The organism is Xanthomonas sp. DAR 80977 (assembly GCF_041240605.1).
Lineage (GTDB): Bacteria > Pseudomonadota > Gammaproteobacteria > Xanthomonadales > Xanthomonadaceae > Xanthomonas_A > Xanthomonas_A bundabergensis.
This window is the reverse complement of sequence record NZ_CP162487.1, coordinates 3480730-3499701: the sequence shown is the minus strand read 5'-3', so window position 1 is coordinate 3499701 and position 18972 is coordinate 3480730. Positions and strand designations below refer to the sequence as shown.

At 67.5% G+C, this 18972-nt stretch carries 15 protein-coding genes and 1 tRNA gene; 14 read left to right on the top strand and 2 right to left on the bottom strand.

The window, feature by feature from the left end; all coding sequences use genetic code 11:
* From nuoI to pnp, 14 genes are all read left to right on the top strand, one after another.
* A complete protein-coding gene (nuoI, locus tag AB3X10_RS14720) occupies positions 1-489 on the top strand; it encodes an NADH-quinone oxidoreductase subunit NuoI (protein WP_003467418.1) in 489 nt (162 codons plus the stop codon).
* A gap of 9 nt (positions 490-498) precedes the next feature.
* Entirely contained in the window at positions 499-1149 is a 651-nt protein-coding gene (locus AB3X10_RS14715; protein ID WP_369975897.1) for an NADH-quinone oxidoreductase subunit J, read from the top strand.
* A complete protein-coding gene (nuoK, locus tag AB3X10_RS14710; protein WP_145700751.1) occupies positions 1146-1451 on the top strand; it encodes an NADH-quinone oxidoreductase subunit NuoK in 306 nt (101 codons plus the stop codon). The genes AB3X10_RS14715 and nuoK overlap by 4 nt, the downstream gene beginning before the upstream one ends.
* 7 nt (positions 1452-1458) lie before the next feature.
* On the top strand, positions 1459-3636 hold the full coding sequence (gene nuoL, locus AB3X10_RS14705) for an NADH-quinone oxidoreductase subunit L (RefSeq protein ID WP_369975895.1): 2178 nt from the start codon (positions 1459-1461) through the stop codon (positions 3634-3636).
* Between the two features lie 20 nt (positions 3637-3656).
* A complete protein-coding gene (locus AB3X10_RS14700) occupies positions 3657-5159 on the top strand; it encodes an NADH-quinone oxidoreductase subunit M (protein WP_369975893.1) in 1503 nt (500 codons plus the stop codon).
* A 37-nt stretch (positions 5160-5196) separates the two neighbouring features.
* The gene (nuoN, locus tag AB3X10_RS14695; RefSeq protein WP_369981842.1) at positions 5197-6672 is read left to right on the top strand and encodes an NADH-quinone oxidoreductase subunit NuoN; all 1476 of its coding nucleotides are present in this window, start codon (positions 5197-5199) and stop codon (positions 6670-6672) included.
* A 209-nt stretch (positions 6673-6881) separates the two neighbouring features.
* Positions 6882-6958 (top strand) — tRNA-Met (locus AB3X10_RS14690).
* 206 nt (positions 6959-7164) lie between these two features.
* Positions 7165-7791: a ribosome maturation factor RimP gene (gene rimP, locus AB3X10_RS14685; protein WP_369975892.1), complete on the top strand. Its 627-nt coding sequence runs from the start codon at positions 7165-7167 to the stop codon at positions 7789-7791.
* Positions 7788-9299 carry a transcription termination factor NusA gene (gene nusA / locus AB3X10_RS14680; RefSeq protein ID WP_369975890.1) on the top strand — a complete coding sequence of 504 codons (1512 nt, stop codon included), beginning with the start codon at positions 7788-7790 and terminating at the stop codon, positions 9297-9299. The genes rimP and nusA overlap by 4 nt, the downstream gene beginning before the upstream one ends.
* Before the next feature lie 95 nt (positions 9300-9394).
* Positions 9395-12103 carry a translation initiation factor IF-2 gene (gene infB / locus AB3X10_RS14675; protein WP_369975888.1) on the top strand — a complete coding sequence of 903 codons (2709 nt, stop codon included), beginning with the start codon at positions 9395-9397 and terminating at the stop codon, positions 12101-12103.
* A 135-nt stretch (positions 12104-12238) separates the two neighbouring features.
* Positions 12239-12643 (top strand): 30S ribosome-binding factor RbfA, encoded by a 405-nt coding sequence (rbfA, locus tag AB3X10_RS14670; RefSeq protein WP_369975886.1) that lies wholly within the window; start codon positions 12239-12241, stop codon positions 12641-12643.
* 260 nt (positions 12644-12903) lie between these two features.
* A complete protein-coding gene (gene truB / locus AB3X10_RS14665) occupies positions 12904-13830 on the top strand; it encodes a tRNA pseudouridine(55) synthase TruB (RefSeq protein WP_369975885.1) in 927 nt (308 codons plus the stop codon).
* 223 nt (positions 13831-14053) lie between these two features.
* Complete coding sequence (gene rpsO / locus AB3X10_RS14660) at positions 14054-14314, top strand: 30S ribosomal protein S15 (RefSeq protein ID WP_104558665.1); 261 nt, start codon at positions 14054-14056, stop codon at positions 14312-14314.
* Positions 14315-14478: 164 nt separating this feature from the next.
* Positions 14479-16587 (top strand): polyribonucleotide nucleotidyltransferase, encoded by a 2109-nt coding sequence (pnp, locus tag AB3X10_RS14655; protein WP_369975883.1) that lies wholly within the window; start codon positions 14479-14481, stop codon positions 16585-16587.
* Between the two features lie 199 nt (positions 16588-16786).
* Here the strand turns inward: pnp and AB3X10_RS14650 are convergent, their stop codons facing one another.
* Together AB3X10_RS14650 and AB3X10_RS14645 are read right to left on the bottom strand one after the other, a co-directional pair.
* Complete coding sequence (locus tag AB3X10_RS14650; protein WP_369975881.1) at positions 16787-18160, bottom strand: EAL domain-containing protein; 1374 nt, start codon at positions 18158-18160, stop codon at positions 16787-16789.
* Positions 18161-18279: 119 nt separating this feature from the next.
* On the bottom strand, positions 18280-18597 hold the full coding sequence (locus AB3X10_RS14645) for a DUF3175 domain-containing protein (protein WP_369975880.1): 318 nt from the start codon (positions 18595-18597) through the stop codon (positions 18280-18282).
* Between the last annotated feature and the right edge of the window lie 375 nt (positions 18598-18972).

Here is an 18972-nt window from a genome sequence, read left to right as displayed (position 1 = left end):
ATGAATAAAGTCACCCATTACTTCAAGAGCCTGCTGCTGCTGGAGCTGCTCGGCGGCCTGTGGCTGACCCTGAAGTACACGTTCCGTCCCAAGTACACCGTGCTGTACCCGATGGAGAAGTTCCCGCAGTCGGTGCGCTTCCGCGGCCTGCACGCGCTGCGCCGCTATCCCAACGGCGAGGAGCGCTGCATCGCCTGCAAGCTGTGCGAGGCGGTGTGCCCGGCGCTGGCGATCACCATCGATTCGGCCAAGCGCGAGGACGGCACCCGCCGCACCACGCGCTACGACATCGACCTGTTCAAGTGCATCTACTGCGGTTTCTGCGAGGAAAGCTGTCCGGTGGACTCGATCGTGGAGACCCACGTGCTCGAGTACCACTTCGAGAACCGCGGCGAGAACATCGTCACCAAGCCGCAGCTGCTGGCGATCGGAGACCGGCTCGAGGCCGAGATCGCCGAGCGCCGCGCCGCCGACGCCGCCTTCCGCTGAGGTCCCGAAATGGATTGGGTAAATATCGCTTTCTGGATCTTCGCCACCATCGCCGCGGTCTCCGCCGGCGCGGTGATCAGCGTGCGCAACTCCGTGTATGCGGTGCTGTGCCTGATCCTGACCTTCTTCTCCATCGCCTGCGTGTGGCTGCTGGTGGGCGCCGAGTTCCTCGGCGTGACCCTGGTGCTGGTCTATGTCGGCGCGGTGATGGTGCTGTTCCTGTTCGTGGTGATGATGCTCGACATCGATACCGCGCGGCTGCGCCAGGGCTGGGTGCGCTACCTGCCGGTCGGGCTGGTGGTGGCGGTGGCGATGCTGGTGCAGATGGTCACCCTGATCGGGGTCAAGGCGCGGACCGCCACCCCGTTCCCGGCCGACAACGCCGCCGCGCAGGCCGCCGACACCTCCAACATCACCTGGCTGGCCAAGACCCTGTTCACCCAGTTCCTGCTGCCGTTCGAGTTCGCCGCGATCATCCTGACCGTGGCGGTGGTGGCGGCGGTGATGCTGACCCTGCGCAAGCGCACCGGCATCAAGACCCAGAACCCCGGCGACCAGGCCCGGGTCAAGGCCGGCGACCGCCTGCGCATCGTCAAGATGGACGCCGAGCAGCCCACGCTCCACACCCCGGCCCCGGCACCGCAGGAGGGCCAGCCATGATCACCCTAGGTCACCTGCTGGCGCTCGGCGCGGTGCTGTTCTGCATCAGCATGGCCGGCATCTTCCTCAACCGCAAAAACGTCATCGTGCTGCTGATGTCGATCGAGCTGATGCTGCTGTCGGTCAACATCAACTTCGTGGCGTTCTCGCGCGAGCTCGGCGACGCCGCCGGTCAGCTGTTCGTGTTCTTCATCCTGACCGTGGCCGCGGCCGAGGCCGCCATCGGCCTCGCGATCCTGGTGACGCTGTTCCGTACCCGCCACACGATCAACGTGGCCGAAGTCGATTCGCTGAAGGGCTGACCCGTAGATGGAAATCACTCTCTCCAAGAGTCTGCTGATCGCGGTGGTGCTTGCGCCGCTGCTCGGCAGCATCATCGCCGGCCTGTTCGGCCGCCAGGTCGGCCGCAAGGGCGCCCAGCTCGTCACCATCCTCGGCGTGGCGGTCAGCTGCGCGCTGTCGTGCTGGACCCTGTACCAGCTGGTCGGGCAGGGCGCGGCGCCGTTCAACCAGAACGTCTACACCTTCTTCGAGGTCGGCCACTATTCGGCCCACGTCGGCTTCATGGTCGACCGGCTGACCGCGATGATGATGGTGGTGGTGACCTTCGTGTCGCTGCTGGTGCACGTCTACACCATCGGCTACATGGCCGACGATCCGGGCTACCAGCGCTTCTTCAGCTACATCTCGCTGTTCACCTTCTCGATGCTGAGCCTGGTGATGAGCAACAACTTCCTGCAGCTGTTCTTCGGCTGGGAAGCGGTGGGCCTGGTGTCGTACCTGCTGATCGGCTTCTGGTTCAAGCGCCCGAGCGCGGTGTTCGCCAACATGAAGGCGTTCCTGGTCAACCGCGTCGGCGACTTCGGCTTCATCCTCGGCATCGCCGGCGTGCTGCTGTGGTTCGGCACGCTGGACTATTCCACCGTGTTCGCCAACGCCACCGCCGTGCTCGGCAGCGAGGCGGCCGGCGGCCTGGCCCAGGTGCAGCTGTTCCAGGGCCATCCGTGGAACGTGTCGACCATCATCTGCATCTGCCTGTTCATCGGCGCGATGGGCAAGTCGGCGCAGGTGCCGCTGCACGTGTGGCTGCCCGACTCGATGGAAGGCCCGACCCCGATCTCGGCGCTGATCCATGCCGCGACCATGGTCACCGCCGGCATCTTCATGGTGGCGCGCATGTCGCCGCTGTTCGAGCTGTCGCAGACCGCGCTGGACTTCGTGCTGTTCGTCGGCGCCACCACCGCGTTCTTCACCGGCCTGATCGGCATCGTGCAGAACGACATCAAGCGCGTGGTCGCCTATTCGACGCTGTCGCAGCTGGGCTACATGACCGTGGCGCTGGGCGTGTCGGCGTACTCGGCGGCGGTGTTCCACCTGATGACCCACGCCTTCTTCAAGGCGCTGCTGTTCCTGGCCGCCGGCTCGGTGATCATCGGCATGCACCACGAGCAGGACATGCGCAAGATGGGCGGCCTGCGCAAGTACATGCCGGTCACCTACTGGACCAGCGTGATCGGCACCCTGGCGCTGGTCGGCACCCCGTTCTTCGCCGGCTTCTACTCCAAGGACACGATCATCGAGGCGGCGCAGCACCACGCGCATGGCGCCCCGTTCTGGAGCATCGCCAGCTACGGCTACTGGGCGGTGCTCGGCGGCGTGCTGGTCACCAGCTTCTACAGCTTCCGCCTGCTGTTCCTGACCTTCCACGGCAAGGAACGCTTCCGCGATGCGCATGCGCACGAGGCGCACGCGCACCACGACGGCGCGCACACCGACGCCGAGGCGCAGGCCCATGCCCACGATGCGCACGACGACCATGCGCACGACGACCACGGCCATGGCCACCACGGCGCGCACGAACCGCACGAGTCGCCGTGGGTGGTGACGGTGCCGCTGGTGCTGCTGGCGATCCCGTCGATCGCGATCGGCTTCTTCACCATCGGCCCGATGCTGTTCGGCACCGACTGGGCCGGGCACCACGCCGCGGCGGCGATCAAGGGCCAGGCGCTGGGCTTCTTCAGCGGCATCGTCGACTTCTACAACCCGGCGCGCGACACCGTCGGCGCGCTGGCCGAGGAGTTCCACGGCCCGGTCGCGTTCGCGCTGCACGGCCTGACCCAGCCGCCGTTCTTCCTGACCCTGGCCGGCTTCGCCCTGGCCTGGATCCTGTACCTGTGGAAGCCGGAACTGGCGGCGAAGGCGCGCAAGACGTTCTCGCTGCCGGTGTGGATCCTCGAGAACAAGTACGGTTTGGACAAGCTCTGGATCAACGGCTTCGCCGGCGCCGGTCTCGGCCTCGGCAAGGTGTCGCGTGCGGTGGATACGCATGTCGTGGACGGCGTCATGGTCAACGGCACCGCGCGCGTGATCGACCTGGCGGCCAATCTGCTGCGTCGCACGCAATCCGGTTTCCTCTATCACTACGCCTTCGCGATGATCATCGGTCTCATTGCCCTGTTGGGCGTGCTGATGCATTTCTGGCGTTGACCTGTACGGAATAAGAACACGTGTCGAACTGGCCCCTGCTTACTCTCCTGATCTGGCTGCCGATCCTCGGCGGCGCGCTGATCCTCGCGCTGCGCGACGCCAAGGCGGCGCGCTGGGCGTCGCTGCTGGTCGCGTTGCTGACCTTCGCGCTGAGCATCCCGCTGCTCACCGGTTTCGACTACGCCAGCGACGCGCTGCAGTTCGTCGAGACCCATGCGTGGATCCCGGCCTACGACATCGGCTACAACCTCGGCGCCGACGGCATCGCGGTGGCGCTGATCGTGCTGACCACGCTGGTCACGGTGCTGGCGCTGATCGGCGCCTGGACCTCGATCGAGAAGCGCGTCAACCAGTACGTGGCCGCGTTCCTGATCCTGGAAGGCGTCACCGTGGGCATCTTCGCCGCCACCGACGCGATGCTGTTCTACGTGTTCTTCGAGGCGATGCTGATCCCGATGTTCCTGATCATCGGCATCTGGGGCGGCCCGCGCCGCATCTACGCCGCGGTCAAGTTCTTCCTGTACACCTTCCTCGGCTCGGTGCTGATGCTGGTCGGGTTGATCTACCTGTACCTGAAGGGCGGCAGCTTCCAGCTCGCCGACCTGTACCAGCTGTCGCTCAGCTCCAAGGAGCAGACCTGGCTGTTCTTCGCGTTCCTGATCGCGTTCGCGGTCAAGGTGCCGATGTTCCCGGTGCATACCTGGCTGCCGGACGCGCACGTCGAGGCGCCGACCGCCGGTTCGGTGATCCTGGCCGCGATCGCGCTGAAGATCGGCGGCTACGGCTTCCTGCGCTTCAACCTGCCGATCCTGCCCGACGCCAGCAACGAATGGGCCTGGCTGGTGATCGCGCTGTCGCTGATCGCGGTGATCTACGTCGGCCTGGTCGCGCTGGTGCAGGACGACATGAAGAAGCTGATCGCGTATTCGTCGATCGCGCACATGGGCTTCGTCACCCTCGGCACCTTCGTCGCCTTCGCCCTGGTCGGCTTCGGCAGCACCGACGCCGCGCGCCTGGGCCTGCAGGGCGCCATGGTGCAGATGATCTCGCACGGCTTCGTGTCCGGCGCGATGTTCTCCTGCGTCGGCGTGCTCTACGACCGCATGCATACCCGCCGCATCGCCGACTACGGCGGCGTGGCCAACGTGATGCCGTGGTTCGCCGCGTTCGCGATGCTGTTCTTCATGGCCAATGCCGGCCTGCCGGGCACCAGCGGTTTCGTCGGCGAGTTCATGGTCATCATGGCCAGCTTCCAGGCGCACCCGCTGCTCGCCTTCGCCGCGGCGACCACCCTGGTGATCACCGCCGCCTATACCCTGTGGCTGTACCGGCGCGTGTTCTTCGGCGAAGTGGCCAATGCGCACGTGGCCGAGCTGAAGGACATCAACGGCCGCGAGGCGCTGGTGCTGGGCGTGTTCGCGGTGGGCGTGCTGGCCCTGGGCCTGTATCCGAAGCCGCTGACCGACCTGATGGAACCCTCGATCGCAAAGCTGGCGGCGCAGATCGCCACCAGCAAGCTGTAATCGGGCCGTCGAGCGAAATGATTCCAGAGATTTGATGATGACCACCCCTGCGCTGCTGCCCCTGACCGCCGTCGATCTGCCGCCCCTGCTCCCCGAGCTGGTGCTGACCGCCGGCGCCTTCGCCCTGCTGATGCTCGATCTGTTCGTCAGCGAGCGCAACAAGGCCTGGACCCATATCGTCTCGGTGGCGATCCTGGTCGCGGTGTTCGCGATGCTGCTCGCCGGCGTGGGCGGGCAGGGCGAGGTGTTCAACGGCATGTTCGTGCGCGACGCCGCCGCCGACGTGATGAAGACGGTGATCGTCGGGCTCAGCGCGCTGACCCTGATCTACGGCTGGAGCTACCTGCGCGAGCGCAAGCTGTACCAGGGCGAGATCCCGGTGCTGGTGCTGTTCGCCACGGTCGGCATGATGATCCTGGTCTCGGCCGGCAGCCTGCTGATGGTGTACCTGGGCCTGGAGCTGCTGGCGCTGTGCTCGTACGCGCTGGTCGCCTCGAACCGCGACAACGGCATGGCCACCGAGGCGGCGATGAAGTACATCGTGCTCGGTTCGCTGGCCTCGGGCCTGCTGCTGTACGGCATGTCGCTGATCTACGGCGCCACCGGCACGCTGAGCCTGAGCGGCATCCACGAGGCGATCGGCAGCAGCCAGGAGCGCACCCTGCTGCTGACCGGCACCATCTTCATGATCGCCGGCGTGGCCTTCAAGCTCGGCGCCGCACCGTTCCACATGTGGCTGCCCGACGTGTACCAGGGCGCGCCGGCGCCGATCGCGCTGTTCATCAGCTCGGCGTCGAAGCTGGCCGCGTTCGGCATGGCCTACCGCCTGCTGGAAGTGGGCCTGGGCCCGCTGGCCGAGCAGTGGCACTGGGTGGTCGGCGGCCTGGCCGCGCTGTCGCTGCTGGTCGGCAACCTGATGGCGCTGGCGCAGAGCAACCTCAAGCGCATGCTGGCGTATTCGACCGTCTCGCACATCGGTTTCCTGCTGCTCGGCGTGGCCGGCGGCGGCGAGCGCGGCTATGCGGCGGCGCTGTTCTACGCGATCTGCTACGCGGTGATGTCCACCGCCTCGTTCGGCGCGATCATCGCGATGTCGCGCAAGGGCTTCGAGGCCGAGCACATCGACGACTTCAAGGGCCTGAACGCGCGCAACCCGTGGATGGCGCTGCTGGTGCTGTGCATCATGGCCTCGCTGGCCGGCGTGCCGCCGTTCCTGGGCTTCTGGGCCAAGCTGGCGGTGCTCGGCGCGGTGGTCGCGGTGCCGACCGACAACCTGTGGTGGACCGGCCTGGCGATCCTGTCGGTGCTGTGCGCGGTGATCGGCGCGTTCTACTACCTGCGCGTGATCAAGGTGATGTATTTCGACGAGCCGGTCGGCGAGCCGTTGCCGGCCAACGACGACCGCGTGCTCGGCGTGGTGCTGGGGGTCAATGCGATCGGCTTGCTGGCGCTGGGCCTGGCCTGGAGCCCGCTGATGGCGTGGTGCCAGCGCGCCTTCGCGCACCTTGCCTGATCGCGCGAAAGCGCTGTTTTCAAGCTGTTTGCGACAACGCCGCCATCCTGGCGGCGTTGTCGTTTGTGCATCGAGCGACGCTATCGCTATTCCGCTTTCGGTCGCTTGCGGTTATCATGTGCCTCGAAGACCGGCGGCATCGCCACCGGGTCGGATGAAAAATCAGGGCTTGCAATAATCGCGCTGGTTCTTCATAATTCCGCTTCTGCTGCGGGGTGGAGCAGTCTGGCAGCTCGTCGGGCTCATAACCCGAAGGTCGCAGGTTCAAATCCTGCCCCCGCTACCATATTTGTCTACGGCGGCAACCAGTGCATCGGTTGCCTGCGGTAGGGAAATCTGGGCTTCGCGAAGACGCATGTTCCCGTCTTTGCAACCGGAATCCAGCTTTACCGGAGTCGTACCGGACAAGGGGCCCAACGGGCCCTTTGTCGTTTCCGGGGTCCGGGAAAGCCGCCAGGACCGATTTTCATTCATTCAGATGCAAGGCAGGCTGTGAGCGACAAGGCAAACGAAATCGCGAATCTGCTGGGCCCGACCGTGGACGCGTTGGGCCTGGAACTGCTGGGGGCGGAGTACCTGCCGGCCCCGGGCGGCGCCACGTTGCGCCTGTATATCGACGTGCCGCTGGCCGAACAGCCCGAACGCATCGTCAACATCGACGATTGCGAGCGGGTCAGCCGCGAAGTGTCGGCGCAGCTGGACGTGGAAGATCCGATCAGCGGCAACTACACGCTGGAAGTGTCCTCGCCGGGCGTGGACCGCCCGCTGTTCAGCGCCGAGCAGTTCGCGCGCCACCAGGGCGAGTCGGCCAAGGTGGTGTTGAAGCTGCCGCAACAGGGCCGTCGGCGCCTGCAGGGGCGCATCGCCCAGGTGGACGCGGACGCCGGCCGCATCGTGTTCGAGGTCGACGGCGCCGAACTGGCGGTGGACTTCGACAACATCGACAAGGCGCGGATCCTGCCCGACTGGGCGGCGCTGGGCCTGGCCCCGACCAAGCCGGGCAAGAGCCCCAGGCCGCCGGGCAAGGCGCCCAAGCCGGCCGGCAAGACCGCAAAACCCAATAAGAAACCATCCAACGAACCGGCGGCCGACAAGGCTGCGCGCGGAGCGAAAGAATGAGCAAGGAACTGTTGCTGGTAGTCGACGCGGTGGCCAACGAAAAAGGCGTGCCGCGCGAAGTGATCTTCGACGCGATCGAGGCCGCCTTGGCCTCGGCGGCGAAGAAGCGCTACCCCGATCAGGACGTGCTGACGCGCGTCACCATCGATCACAAGGACGGCAATTACGAAACCTACCGCCGCTGGGAAGTGGTGGCCGACGACGTGGTGATGGAATCGCCGGACCGGCAGATCCGCCTGATGGACGCGGTCGACGAAGCCGAAGGCGTGGATGTGGGCGACTACATCGAAGAGCAGATCGAGAACCCGGATTTCGGGCGCATCGCCGCGCAGGCCGCCAAGCAGGTGATCGTGCAGCGCGTGCGCGAGGCCGAGCGCCAGCAGGTGGTGGACGCGTGGAAGGATCGCGTCGGCGAGCTGGTCACCGGCGTGGTCAAGCGCGCCGAGCGCGGCAACATCTATGTCGACCTGGGCGGCAACGCCGAGGCCTTCATTCCCAAGGACAAGGGCATCCCGCGCGACGTGCTGCGCGCCGGCGACCGCGTGCGCGGCTACCTGGCCGAGGTGCGTTCGGAGCCGCGCGGCCCGCAGCTGTTCATCAGCCGCGCCGCGCCGGAATTCATGATCGAGCTGTTCAAGCTGGAAGTGCCGGAAGTGGGCCAGGGCCTGGTCGAGATCAAGGCCTGCGCGCGCGATCCGGGCGACCGCGCCAAGATCGCGGTGCTGGCGCACGACACCCGCACCGATCCGATCGGCGCCTGCATCGGCATGCGCGGTTCGCGCGTGCAGGCGGTGTCCAACGAGCTCAACGGCGAGCGCGTGGACATCGTGCTGTGGAACGACAACCCGGCCAACTTCGTCATCAACGCGATGGCGCCGGCCGAGGTGCAGTCGATCATCGTCGACGAAGAGAAGCACTCGATGGATCTGGCGGTGGCCGAAGACCGGCTGGCGCAGGCGATCGGCAAGGGCGGCCAGAACGTGCGCCTGGCCAGCCGCCTGACCGGTTGGCAGCTCAACGTGATGACCGCCGAGCAGGTCGCGGCCAAGTCCGAGGCCGAGCAGGCCGTCGCCCGCCAGCTGTTCATGGACAAGCTGGAAGTGGACGAGGAGATCGCCGCGATCCTGGTCGCCGAGGGTTTCAACTCGGTCGAGGAAATCGCCTACGTGCCGGTCGGCGAGTTGCTGGCGGTGGAAGGCTTCGACGAGGACATCGTCGAGGAGCTGCGGGCCCGCGCGCGCGATGCGCTGCTCAACGAGGCGCTGGCCGCCGAGGAAAGCGACGACAGCGGCGTGCCGGCGGCGGATCTGCTGTCGCTGGAAGGCATGGACGAGGCCACCGCCTACGCGCTGGCCAGCCATGGCGTGCGCACCAGCGAGGACCTGTCGGATCTGGCTGCCGACGAAATCCTCGAGTTCGGCATCGAGGACCTGGACCAGGAGCGCGCCGCTGCGCTCATCCTGGCCGCCCGTGCCGAGGAGATCGCCCGGTTGGAGCGCGGCGAATGAGTCAGCGATGAACGCCGCCCTGAACCGATCAGGGCTTAGAATCCGCGCTACCTTCGCACGCGGCGAGGGGGCGCCAACCAGATCATAGGATCCGAATGTCGCAGCAAACCACCATCCGTAAGCTGGCCGAACTGGTGAACACGCCGGTCGATAAACTGCTGGTTCAACTGGCCGAGGCCGGAATGAAGTTCAGCGGTCCCGACCAGGTCGTGACCAGTACCGAAAAGATGAAGCTGCTCGGCTTCCTGCGCCGTACCCACGGCAAGACCGACAAGCCGGTCGAGGAAGAAGCCCAGGCCGCGCCGAAGAAGATCACCCTGAACCGGCGCAAGCTGCAGGAAGTGACGGTCAGCGCCGGCCGCAGCAAGACCACGGTCAACGTCGAGGTCCGGCAAAAGCGCACCTACGTGAAGACGGCCGAGGATCTGGCCGCCGAGCGCGCCGGGACGTCGTCGGGCGGACGGGTGGATGACGAGCGTGCCGAGATCCTGCGCAAGCTGGAAGCCTCCAAGCAGCGCAATCTGGCCGAACAGCAGAAGCTCGCCGAGCAGGACCGTGCGCGCGCCGAGGAAATCGAGCGCAAGCGCCAGGCCGAGCAGGATGCGCGCGACCGCGTGGAAGCCGAGCGCAAGGCCGCGCAGGCCGCGGCGGAAGCCGAGTCGGCACCGCCGCCGGTCGCCGCCGCTGCGCCTGCCGCCGCGACAACGCCGAATGCCGGTGCCGCCACGGGCGCCGCCGCGCCGCGCGCGCCGCGCCCGGCCACCGCGCCGCACCATCCGCCGAAGCCGGCCGCGCCGCGCAGCGACGACCGCAACGCCGGCAACAAGCACAAGACCCGCGGCTCGCACGTGATGGTCGCCGGCGTCGAGGACGACGACAGCACCAGCCGCTTCGCCGGCCAGCTGCACCTGTCCGCGGCCGATCGCGCGCGCCGTTCCAACGTGCGCGGCAAGCCGCGTGGCGGCAACAGCGGCGGCCGCCGCCAGCCGGAACCGTCGCGCAGCGGCGGCGGCTCGCACGGCTTCGAGCGCCCGACCGCACCGGTGGTGCGCGAAGTGGCGATCGGCGACACGATCACCGTGGCCGACCTGGCGCAGAAGCTCGCGCTGAAGGGCGGCGACGTGGTCAAGGCGCTGTTCAAGATGGGCGTGATGGCCACCATCACCCAGTCCATCGACCACGACACCGCGGCGCTGATCACCGAAGAGCTCGGCCACAAGCCGGTGCGCGCGGGCAGCGCCGACGCCGAGGACGCGCTGCTGGCGCACACCGAGGACACGCAGGGCGAGAAGCGCCCGCGTCCGCCGGTGGTCACCATCATGGGCCACGTCGACCACGGCAAGACCTCGCTGCTGGACTACATCCGCCGCACCAAGGTCGCCTCCGGCGAAGCCGGCGGCATCACCCAGCACATCGGCGCCTACCACGTCGAAACCGACCGCGGCGTCATCAGCTTCCTGGACACCCCGGGCCATGCGGCCTTCACCTCGATGCGCGCGCGCGGCGCCAAGCTGACCGACATCGTGGTGCTGGTGGTGGCGGCCGACGACGGCGTGATGCCGCAGACGATCGAGGCGGTCAAGCACGCCAAGGCGGCCGGCGTGCCGCTGATCGTGGCGGTCAACAAGATCGACAAGTCCGGCGCCGATCCGCTGCGGGTCAAGAACGAACTGCTCTCGCAGGACGTGGTCGCCGAGGAATTCGGCGGCGACACCCAGTTCGTCGAAGTCTCGGCCAAGACCGGCGCGGGCATCGACACGCTGCTCGACGCGATCTCGCTGCAGGCCGAAGTGCTGGAACTGAAGGCGGTGTTCGACGGCCGCGCCAGCGGCGTGGTGATCGAATCCTCGCTGGACAAGGGCCGCGGCCCGGTGGCGACGGTGCTGGTGCAGCAGGGCAGCCTGAAGAAGGGCGACTACCTGGTGTGCGGCGTGCAGTACGGCCGCGTGCGTGCGCTGTTCGACGAGACCGGCGGCCAGCCGTCCGAGGCGGGCCCGTCGATCCCGGTGCAGGTGCTGGGCCTGTCCGGCGTGCCGGATGCCGGCGACGACTTCGTCGTGGTCGACGACGAGCGCCTGGCCAAGGACGTGGCGCAGCAGCGCGAGACCAAGCGCCGCGAATCGCGCCTGGTGTCCTCGGCGGGCAGCCGCATGGAAGACATCATGTCGCAGCTCGGCAAGGGCGAAGGCCAGCTGTCGCTGAACCTGGTGATCAAGGCCGACGTGCAGGGTTCGGTGGAAGCGCTGAAGCAGTCGCTGGTGGCCCTGTCCAACGAGCAGATCCGCATCAACGTGATCCACTCCGGCGTCGGCGGCATCACCGAGTCCGATGCGAACTCGGCGCTGGCCTCCAAGGCCACGGTGATCGGCTTCAACGTGCGTGCCGACGCTTCGGCGCGGCGCATCATCGAGACCAACGGCGTGGACCTGCGCTACTTCTCGATCATCTACGACGTGATCGACCAGGTGAAGCAGGTGGCGTCCGGTCTGCTCGGCGTGGAAATCCGCGAAGAGATCATCGGTACCGCCGAAGTGCGCGACGTGTTCCGCAGCTCCAAGTTCGGCGCGGTCGCCGGCTGCATGGTGGTGGAGGGCATCGTCAAGCGCAACAAGCCGATCCGCGTGCTGCGCGACAACACCGTGGTGTTCGAGGGCGAGCTGGAATCGCTGCGTCGCTTCAAGGAGAACGTCGACGAGGTGCGCAACGGCACCGAGTGCGGCATCGGCGTGAAGGCCTACAACGACGTCAAGCCGGGCGACCAGATCGAGTGCTTCGAGCGCATCGAAGTGCAGCGCACGCTGTAAGGAGCCGGGATTGGGGAGTCGGGAGTGGGGATTCGTTGGATCCCGGCCCCGAGTCCTCATCGAGCCATCGGGGCGGGAGCTCCGATGGCTTCAGTTCCGCTCTCCATTCCACCCCTTTTCCAATCGCGAATTCCTGTGCCCAAGACTTTCCACCGTACCGATCGAGTTTCCGCGCAGATCCGCCGCGACCTGGGCACGATCGTGCACTCGGCCGTGCGCGATCACGGCCTGCCGTCGGTCAGCGTTTCCGATGTCGAGGTCACCCGCGACCTGGCCCATGCCAAGGTGTTCGTCACCGCGCTGATGCAGGAGCGCTCGGCCGAGGCGGTCAAGGGCCTGAAGGAACTGGCCCCGCAACTGCGCAGCGAACTGGCGCGGGCGATGAAGCTGCGCCACGTGCCCGAACTGCATTTCCACTACGACGATTCGGTCGACCGCGGCGAGCGCATCGACAACCTGCTGCGCGACATGCCGGAACTGCAGCAGCCGGAAGACGCCGAGGGCGACAGCGACGGCGACGCGGTCCCGCCGAAAGCCTGAGTCGCGTTGCCGCCGGTGCGATCGCATCGGCGCCGTGCGTCGTGTTGGGCGCACCGCAGGCCAACCGTGTTCGCGTCGTGCTCCGCAGCCTTGCCTGTGTAGCCGACCTATCCTTCGGCATCGGCTGTTTTCCCTCCTGGCCTGCGACGATCGCAGGCCTTACCGTTCGATTCCCGATTCCCGATTCCCGATTCCCGATTCCCGATTCCCGATTCCCGAATCCCGAATCCCGAATCCCGAATCCCCCAGCTTCCAACCCCATGCCCGTCTTCGGCCCCCGACTGCCACGCATTTCCTTCCGCCGCCTCGACGGCATCGTGCTGCTCGACAAGCCGGCCGGCATGAGTTCCAACGCCGCGCTGCAAGCGGCGCGGCGGCTGTTCCGTGCGGAGAAGGGCGGCCATACCGGCAGCCTGGACCCGCTGGCCACCGGCCTGCTGCCGCTGTGCTTCGGCGAGGCGACCAAGCTGGCCGGGCTGCTGCTGGGCTCGGCCAAGGCCTACGAGGCCGAGATCGTGCTCGGGGTGAGCACCGACAGCGACGATGCCGATGGCGCGGTGCTGCGCACCCGGCCGGTACCGCCGATCGATGCGGCGACCCTGCAGGCGGCGCTGGCGCCGCTGCGCGGGCGCATCCGCCAGCGCGCGCCGATCTATTCGGCGCTCAAGCAGGGCGGCGAGCCGCTGTACGCGAAGGCGCGCCGCGGCGAGGCGATCGAGGCGCCGGAGCGCGAGGTCGAGGTGCACGCCATCGAGGTGCTGGAGCACGTGGGCGAGCGCCTGCGCCTGCACGTGGCCTGCGGCTCCGGCACCTATATCCGCAGCCTGGCCCGCGACCTGGGCGAGGCGCTGGGCTGCGGCGCGCATATCGCCGGGCTGCGGCGGCTGTGGGTGGAGCCGTTCCGGGAGCCGCGGATGGCGACCCTGGAGCAGCTGCAGCGCCTGGCCGCGCAGGATCCGGCGGCGCTGGAGGCGCTGCTGCTGCCGCTGGCCGCCGGCCTGGCCGATTTCCCGCCGCTGCGCCTGGACCATGCTGCGGCGCAGCGCTTTCGCATGGGCCAGCGCCTGCGCGAGGCCGCCTGGGCGCCGGGCGCGGTCGCGGTGTTCGGCGCCGACGGCGTGCCGCTGGGGCTGGGCCAGGTCGACGACAGCGGGCTGCTGGCGCCGCAGCGCATGTTCAATCTCTGATCCGGGCTGCGCCGCGCGCACCGGCGGCCCCGAACTGGCGGCTTGGGCGCCAGGCTGAACCGTGACGCCGTGTTAACGCCTTGTTCGCCAGGGCAGGGACCGGTACAATTCCGCGGCCTTTACGGCATCCCTGCGCTTCGGCGCAATCCTTCGCAATCGGCGAGCCAGGCGGTGCGTCATCAGCACGTTCCTGCCGGCCCCGCATCTTCAGAGAAAACACACCATGTCCGTCGACACCCAGAAAGTCATCGAAGAAAACAAGCGCGGCGCCGCCGATACCGGTTCCCCGGAAGTGCAGGTCGCCCTGCTGACCGCCCGCATCGAGCTGCTGACCGGCCACTTCAAGACCCACAAGAAGGACCACCACAGCCGCCGCGGCCTGCTGCAGATGGTCAACCGCCGTCGCAGCCTGCTCGACTACCTGAAGAAGAAGGATGGCGAGCGCTACAAGGCGCTGATCGAGAAGCTCGGCCTGCGTCGCTGAGGCAACGAACCCCACCGCGGCGCAGTGATGCGCCGCGGTTTTGTTTTGGGTAGTACCGTGGCCCGGGGAATGCTCCGCGCCGCCGGCCGGATCCTCCCGGCCACCCGCCAGCGGCATGGGCCGTCAGCGGTCCATTCGAAGACAGCATCATCCAAGGAAACCCCGTGGCAAAAATCACCAAAACCTTCCAGTACGGCAAGCACACCGTCACCCTCGAAACCGGCGAGATCGCCCGCCAGGCCGGCGGCGCCGTCATCGTCAAGATGGACGACACCGTACTGCTGGTCACCGCCGTCGCCGCCAAGAGCGCGCGCGAAGGCCAGGACTTCTTCCCGCTGACGGTCGACTATCAGGAGAAGTTCTACGCCGGCGGCCGCATCCCCGGCGGCTTCTTCAAGCGCGAGGGCCGTGCGACCGAGAAGGAGACGCTGATTTCGCGTCTGATCGACCGTCCGATCCGTCCGCTGTTCCCGGAGGACTACAAGAACGAAGTGCAGATCATCGCCACGGTGATGTCGATGAACCCGGACATCGACGGCGACATCGCCGCGCTGATCGGCGCCTCGGCCGCGCTGTCGCTGGCCGGCACCCCGTTCAACGGCCCGATCGGCGCCGCCAAGGTCGGCTACAAGAACGGCGAATACATCCTCAACCCGACCGTGTCGGAGCTGAAGGAATCGCAGCTGGAGCTGGTCGTGGCCGGTACCGCCAACGCGGTGCTGATGGTCGAGTCCGAAGCGGCGCTGCTGTCGGAAGAAGTGATGCTGGGCGCGGTCACCTTCGGCCATCGCGAGATGCAGAAGGTCATCAACATCATCAACGAGCTGACCGTCGAAGCCGGCACCAAGCCGTCGGACTGGGTCGCCCCGGCGAAGAACGAAGGCATGATCGCGGCGCTGAAGGAAGCGGTCGGCGACCAGCTGGCGTCGGCCTTCCAGGTGCGCGACAAGCTGCAGCGCCGTGATGCGATCTCGGCGATCAAGAAGGACGTGCTGGCGCAGCTGGCGCCGCGCGCCACGGTCGAAGGCTGGGTCGTTGCTGACCTGTCCAAGGAGTTCGGCGAGCTGGAATACCAGACCATGCGCGGCTCGGTGCTGAGCACCAAGGTGCGCATCGACGGCCGTGCGCTGGACACGGTGCGTCCGATCAGCGTCAAGGCCGGCGTGCTGCCGCGCACCCACGGTTCGGCGCTGTTCACCCGCGGCGAGACCCAGGCGATCGTGGTCACCACGCTGGGCACCGCCCGCGACGGCCAGGTGATCGATGCGGTCAGCGGCGAGTACAAGGAAAACTTCCTGTTCCACTACAACTTCCCCCCCTACTCGGTGGGCGAGTGCGGCCGCTTCGGCGCGCCGAAGCGTCGCGAGATCGGCCACGGCCGCCTCGCCAAGCGCGGCGTGCTGGCGGTGATGCCGAGCATGGAGGAGTTCCCGTACACGATCCGCGTGGTCTCGGAAATCACCGAGTCCAACGGTTCCTCGTCGATGGCCTCGGTGTGCGGCAGCTCGCTGGCGCTGATGGACGCCGGCGTGCCGGTGAAGGCGCCGGTCGCGGGCATCGCGATGGGCCTGGTCAAGGAAGGCGACGACTTCGTGGTGCTGTCGGACATCCTGGGTGACGAAGATCACCTGGGCGACATGGACTTCAAGGTCGCCGGTACCGCCGAAGGCGTGTCCGCGCTGCAGATGGACATCAAGATCGAAGGCATCACCGAAGAGATCATGAAGCAGGCCCTGGCCCAGGCCAAGGCCGGCCGCCTGCACATCCTCGGCGAGATGGCCAGCGCGCTGACCACCCCGCGTTCGGAACTGAGCGACTACGCGCCGCGCCTGCTGACGATCAAGATCCACCCGGACAAGATCCGCGAAGTGATCGGCAAGGGCGGCTCGACCATCCAGGCGATCACCAAGGAAACCGGCACCCAGATCGACATCCAGGACGACGGCACCATCGTCATCGCCTCGGTCAACGCGATCGCCGCGCAGGCCGCCAAGGCGCGCATCGAGCAGATCACCTCGGACGTGGAGCCGGGCCGCATCTACGAAGGCAAGGTCGCCAAGATCATGGACTTCGGCGCGTTCGTCACCATCCTGCCGGGCAAGGACGGCCTGGTGCACGTGTCGCAGATCTCCAGCGACCGCGTCGAGAAGGTCAGCGACGTGCTGAAGGAAGGCGATCTGGTCAAGGTCAAGGTGCTGGAAGTCGACAAGCAGGGCCGCATCCGCCTGTCGATGAAGGCCGTCGAGGAAGGCGAGGGCGTGACGGCCGAGTAAGCCGTCGGCGTCCAACGCTGCACCAAGGAAAAAGCGGGCTTCGGCCCGCTTTTTTCATGTGCGGCGTTGGCGCGCGAGGCCACGCTCCCTGTAGGAGCGGCTTCAGCCGCGACCGGGGCCTTTCCTGGTCATGCCAGGTCGCGGCTGAAGCCGCTCCTACAACAGCGATCCAGATGCTTTGACGAGGCGCGCCGCGCGCTCAGCCCGGCTCGTCGCCGATCACCGGATAGCGCGCCAGATGCACCGACAGCGGTCCCGGCTGCGCCAGCTGGTAGCCTTGCCCGAAGCGCGCGCCCAGCGCCTGCAGCGTGGCCAGTTCGCTCTCGGTCTCGATGCCTTCGACGATCACGCTGGCGTCGGTTTCCGCGGCGAAGGACAGGATCGCCAGCGCCAGCCGCTGGCGCCGCGGTTCGGCGTCGATGCCGCGGGTCAGGGTCAGGTCCAGCTTGATGATGTCCGGCGACAGGTGCAGCAGGTGGCGCAGGCTGGCGAAGCCGGTGCCGGCGTCGTCCAGGGCGATGCGCAGGCCCTGCCGCTGCAGCGCGCCGATATGCTCGGACAGGCGCGGATAGTCCGGCGCCTGCAACTGCTCGGTGATTTCCAGCACCACCCGCGACAGGTCGTGGCCATGCAGCAGCGCCTCCAGCCGCGGGTGCAGCAGGGTCTGCGCGGAGACGTTGATCGCCAGGTACAGCGGCGCCGGCAACTGCGCCAGCAGCTGCAGCGCCTTGCCTGCCGCGGCCAGCTCCAGTTCCAGCGCCAGCCCGACCCGGCCGGCGTCGTCGAACCAGCGCAGCGGCGGCAGCGCGGGATTGGAGGGAAAGCGCGACAAGGCCTCGACCCCGACGATGCGCTGCGAGGACAGCGCCAGCACCGGCTGGGTCGCGATCTGCAGGCGTCCGTTGGCGACCACCTCGCGGATGCGGGTGGCGATCGCCGCCTTCTCGCGGAACGCATGCTTCTCCGCGTTCTGGCGCCGCGCGATGTCGGTCTGCAGCGCGGCGCGGTCCATCGCCAGCGCCAGGGTCGCGCCGACCAGGGTCGCCAGCATCTCCAGCGTGCGCACGTCCTGCGCGGTATAGCTGCAGCGGTACGGCGACATCACCTTGAGCACGCCGATGCCGCGATCGCCGTAGCTGAGCGGCACCACCAGCATCGAGCGCAGGCCGACCTTGCGGCAGGCCTGCAGATTGACCCGCGGGTCCTCTTCCGAATCGTCGCATTGCAGCACCTGGCCGCTGCGCATGCACAGCCCGGACAGGCTGCCGTCGCTGGGCAGGCGCAGGCCAAGGTGCTGCTCGGCGATGCCGCTGGCCGACCAGTACAGCATGTCGTTGCCGTCGCGCATTTCCACCACCGCGCCGGTGGAGCGGGTCAGCTCCTGCGCGCGGCGGGTCACCACGTCGACCACCTGCAGCGGATCGCTGCCGGCGGCGGCGATCTCGCCCTGGGCGAGGATGATCCGCGACAGCAGCAAGGCATCCTCGCTCATCGCCGAGGCGACGGGACCGCGCTCGGCCGTGGCATCGGCGGGGCGCTGGACCCAGTCCGAAAGGTCGGGTTCCTTGATCATGCCGGGATCATGCGCCTATGTTTCTGCGCAGGGCAATCGGAATGCGCCGGGGTTGCGCTAGCGAAGCACGGAAGTGCCGCGCCCATCACGCTGCCCCGCCGCAGGCCGGGCCGCGGCGCTCAACCCGCGGCGCCGCCCTTGCGCGGCTTGCCGTACAGGCTGCGCAGTTCGTCCTTGGCCTGTTCCAGCACCGCGCGACGCTGCGCCGGCAGCTGCTTGCCGGCGCGGTTGATGTAGAAGGTCAGCATCGACATCGCCGAGCGGTAGGGACCGGTGCGGCGCCGCGCGCTCTGGTCGGCGGAGTGCTTGAGCGAACGCGCGATGGAGACCGGATCGTCGCGTTCGAACACGCTGGGGGTGAGGTCCAGCGCATCGCTGCTCTCGGTGACGCGCTGGACCCAGTGGGCGGTGGAAATATTCGAGCTGCTGTGTGCCATCGCTGATGCTCCTTGGCTGGTGACGAAGTGACTTGGCTGAGGTGACTTGGCTAGTGACGAAGTGAACGGTTGCAGTCGACGCAGGACCACCGCATCGCCGATGGCGTGCGGATGGAGGAAGTGAAGAGGCCGCCTGCGCCAGTGCCGACGTGGCGCACGCATATGCCGGTGCCGCGCGCGCATGCTGCGAGACGCACTCGTGCACGGCGGCCATCGCAGGCGATGCGTTCGCTTCGCAATGCCGTCGCCAGCGCATCGACATGCGCCGCGAATGCGTTCGTGCGTCGGTACCGACGCTGCTGTCCGATCATGCTGCCATGCTGCATGCAGGGCTCCCCAAGCGAGTTTCACGTCCGTTGCCGCAAACACTGGATG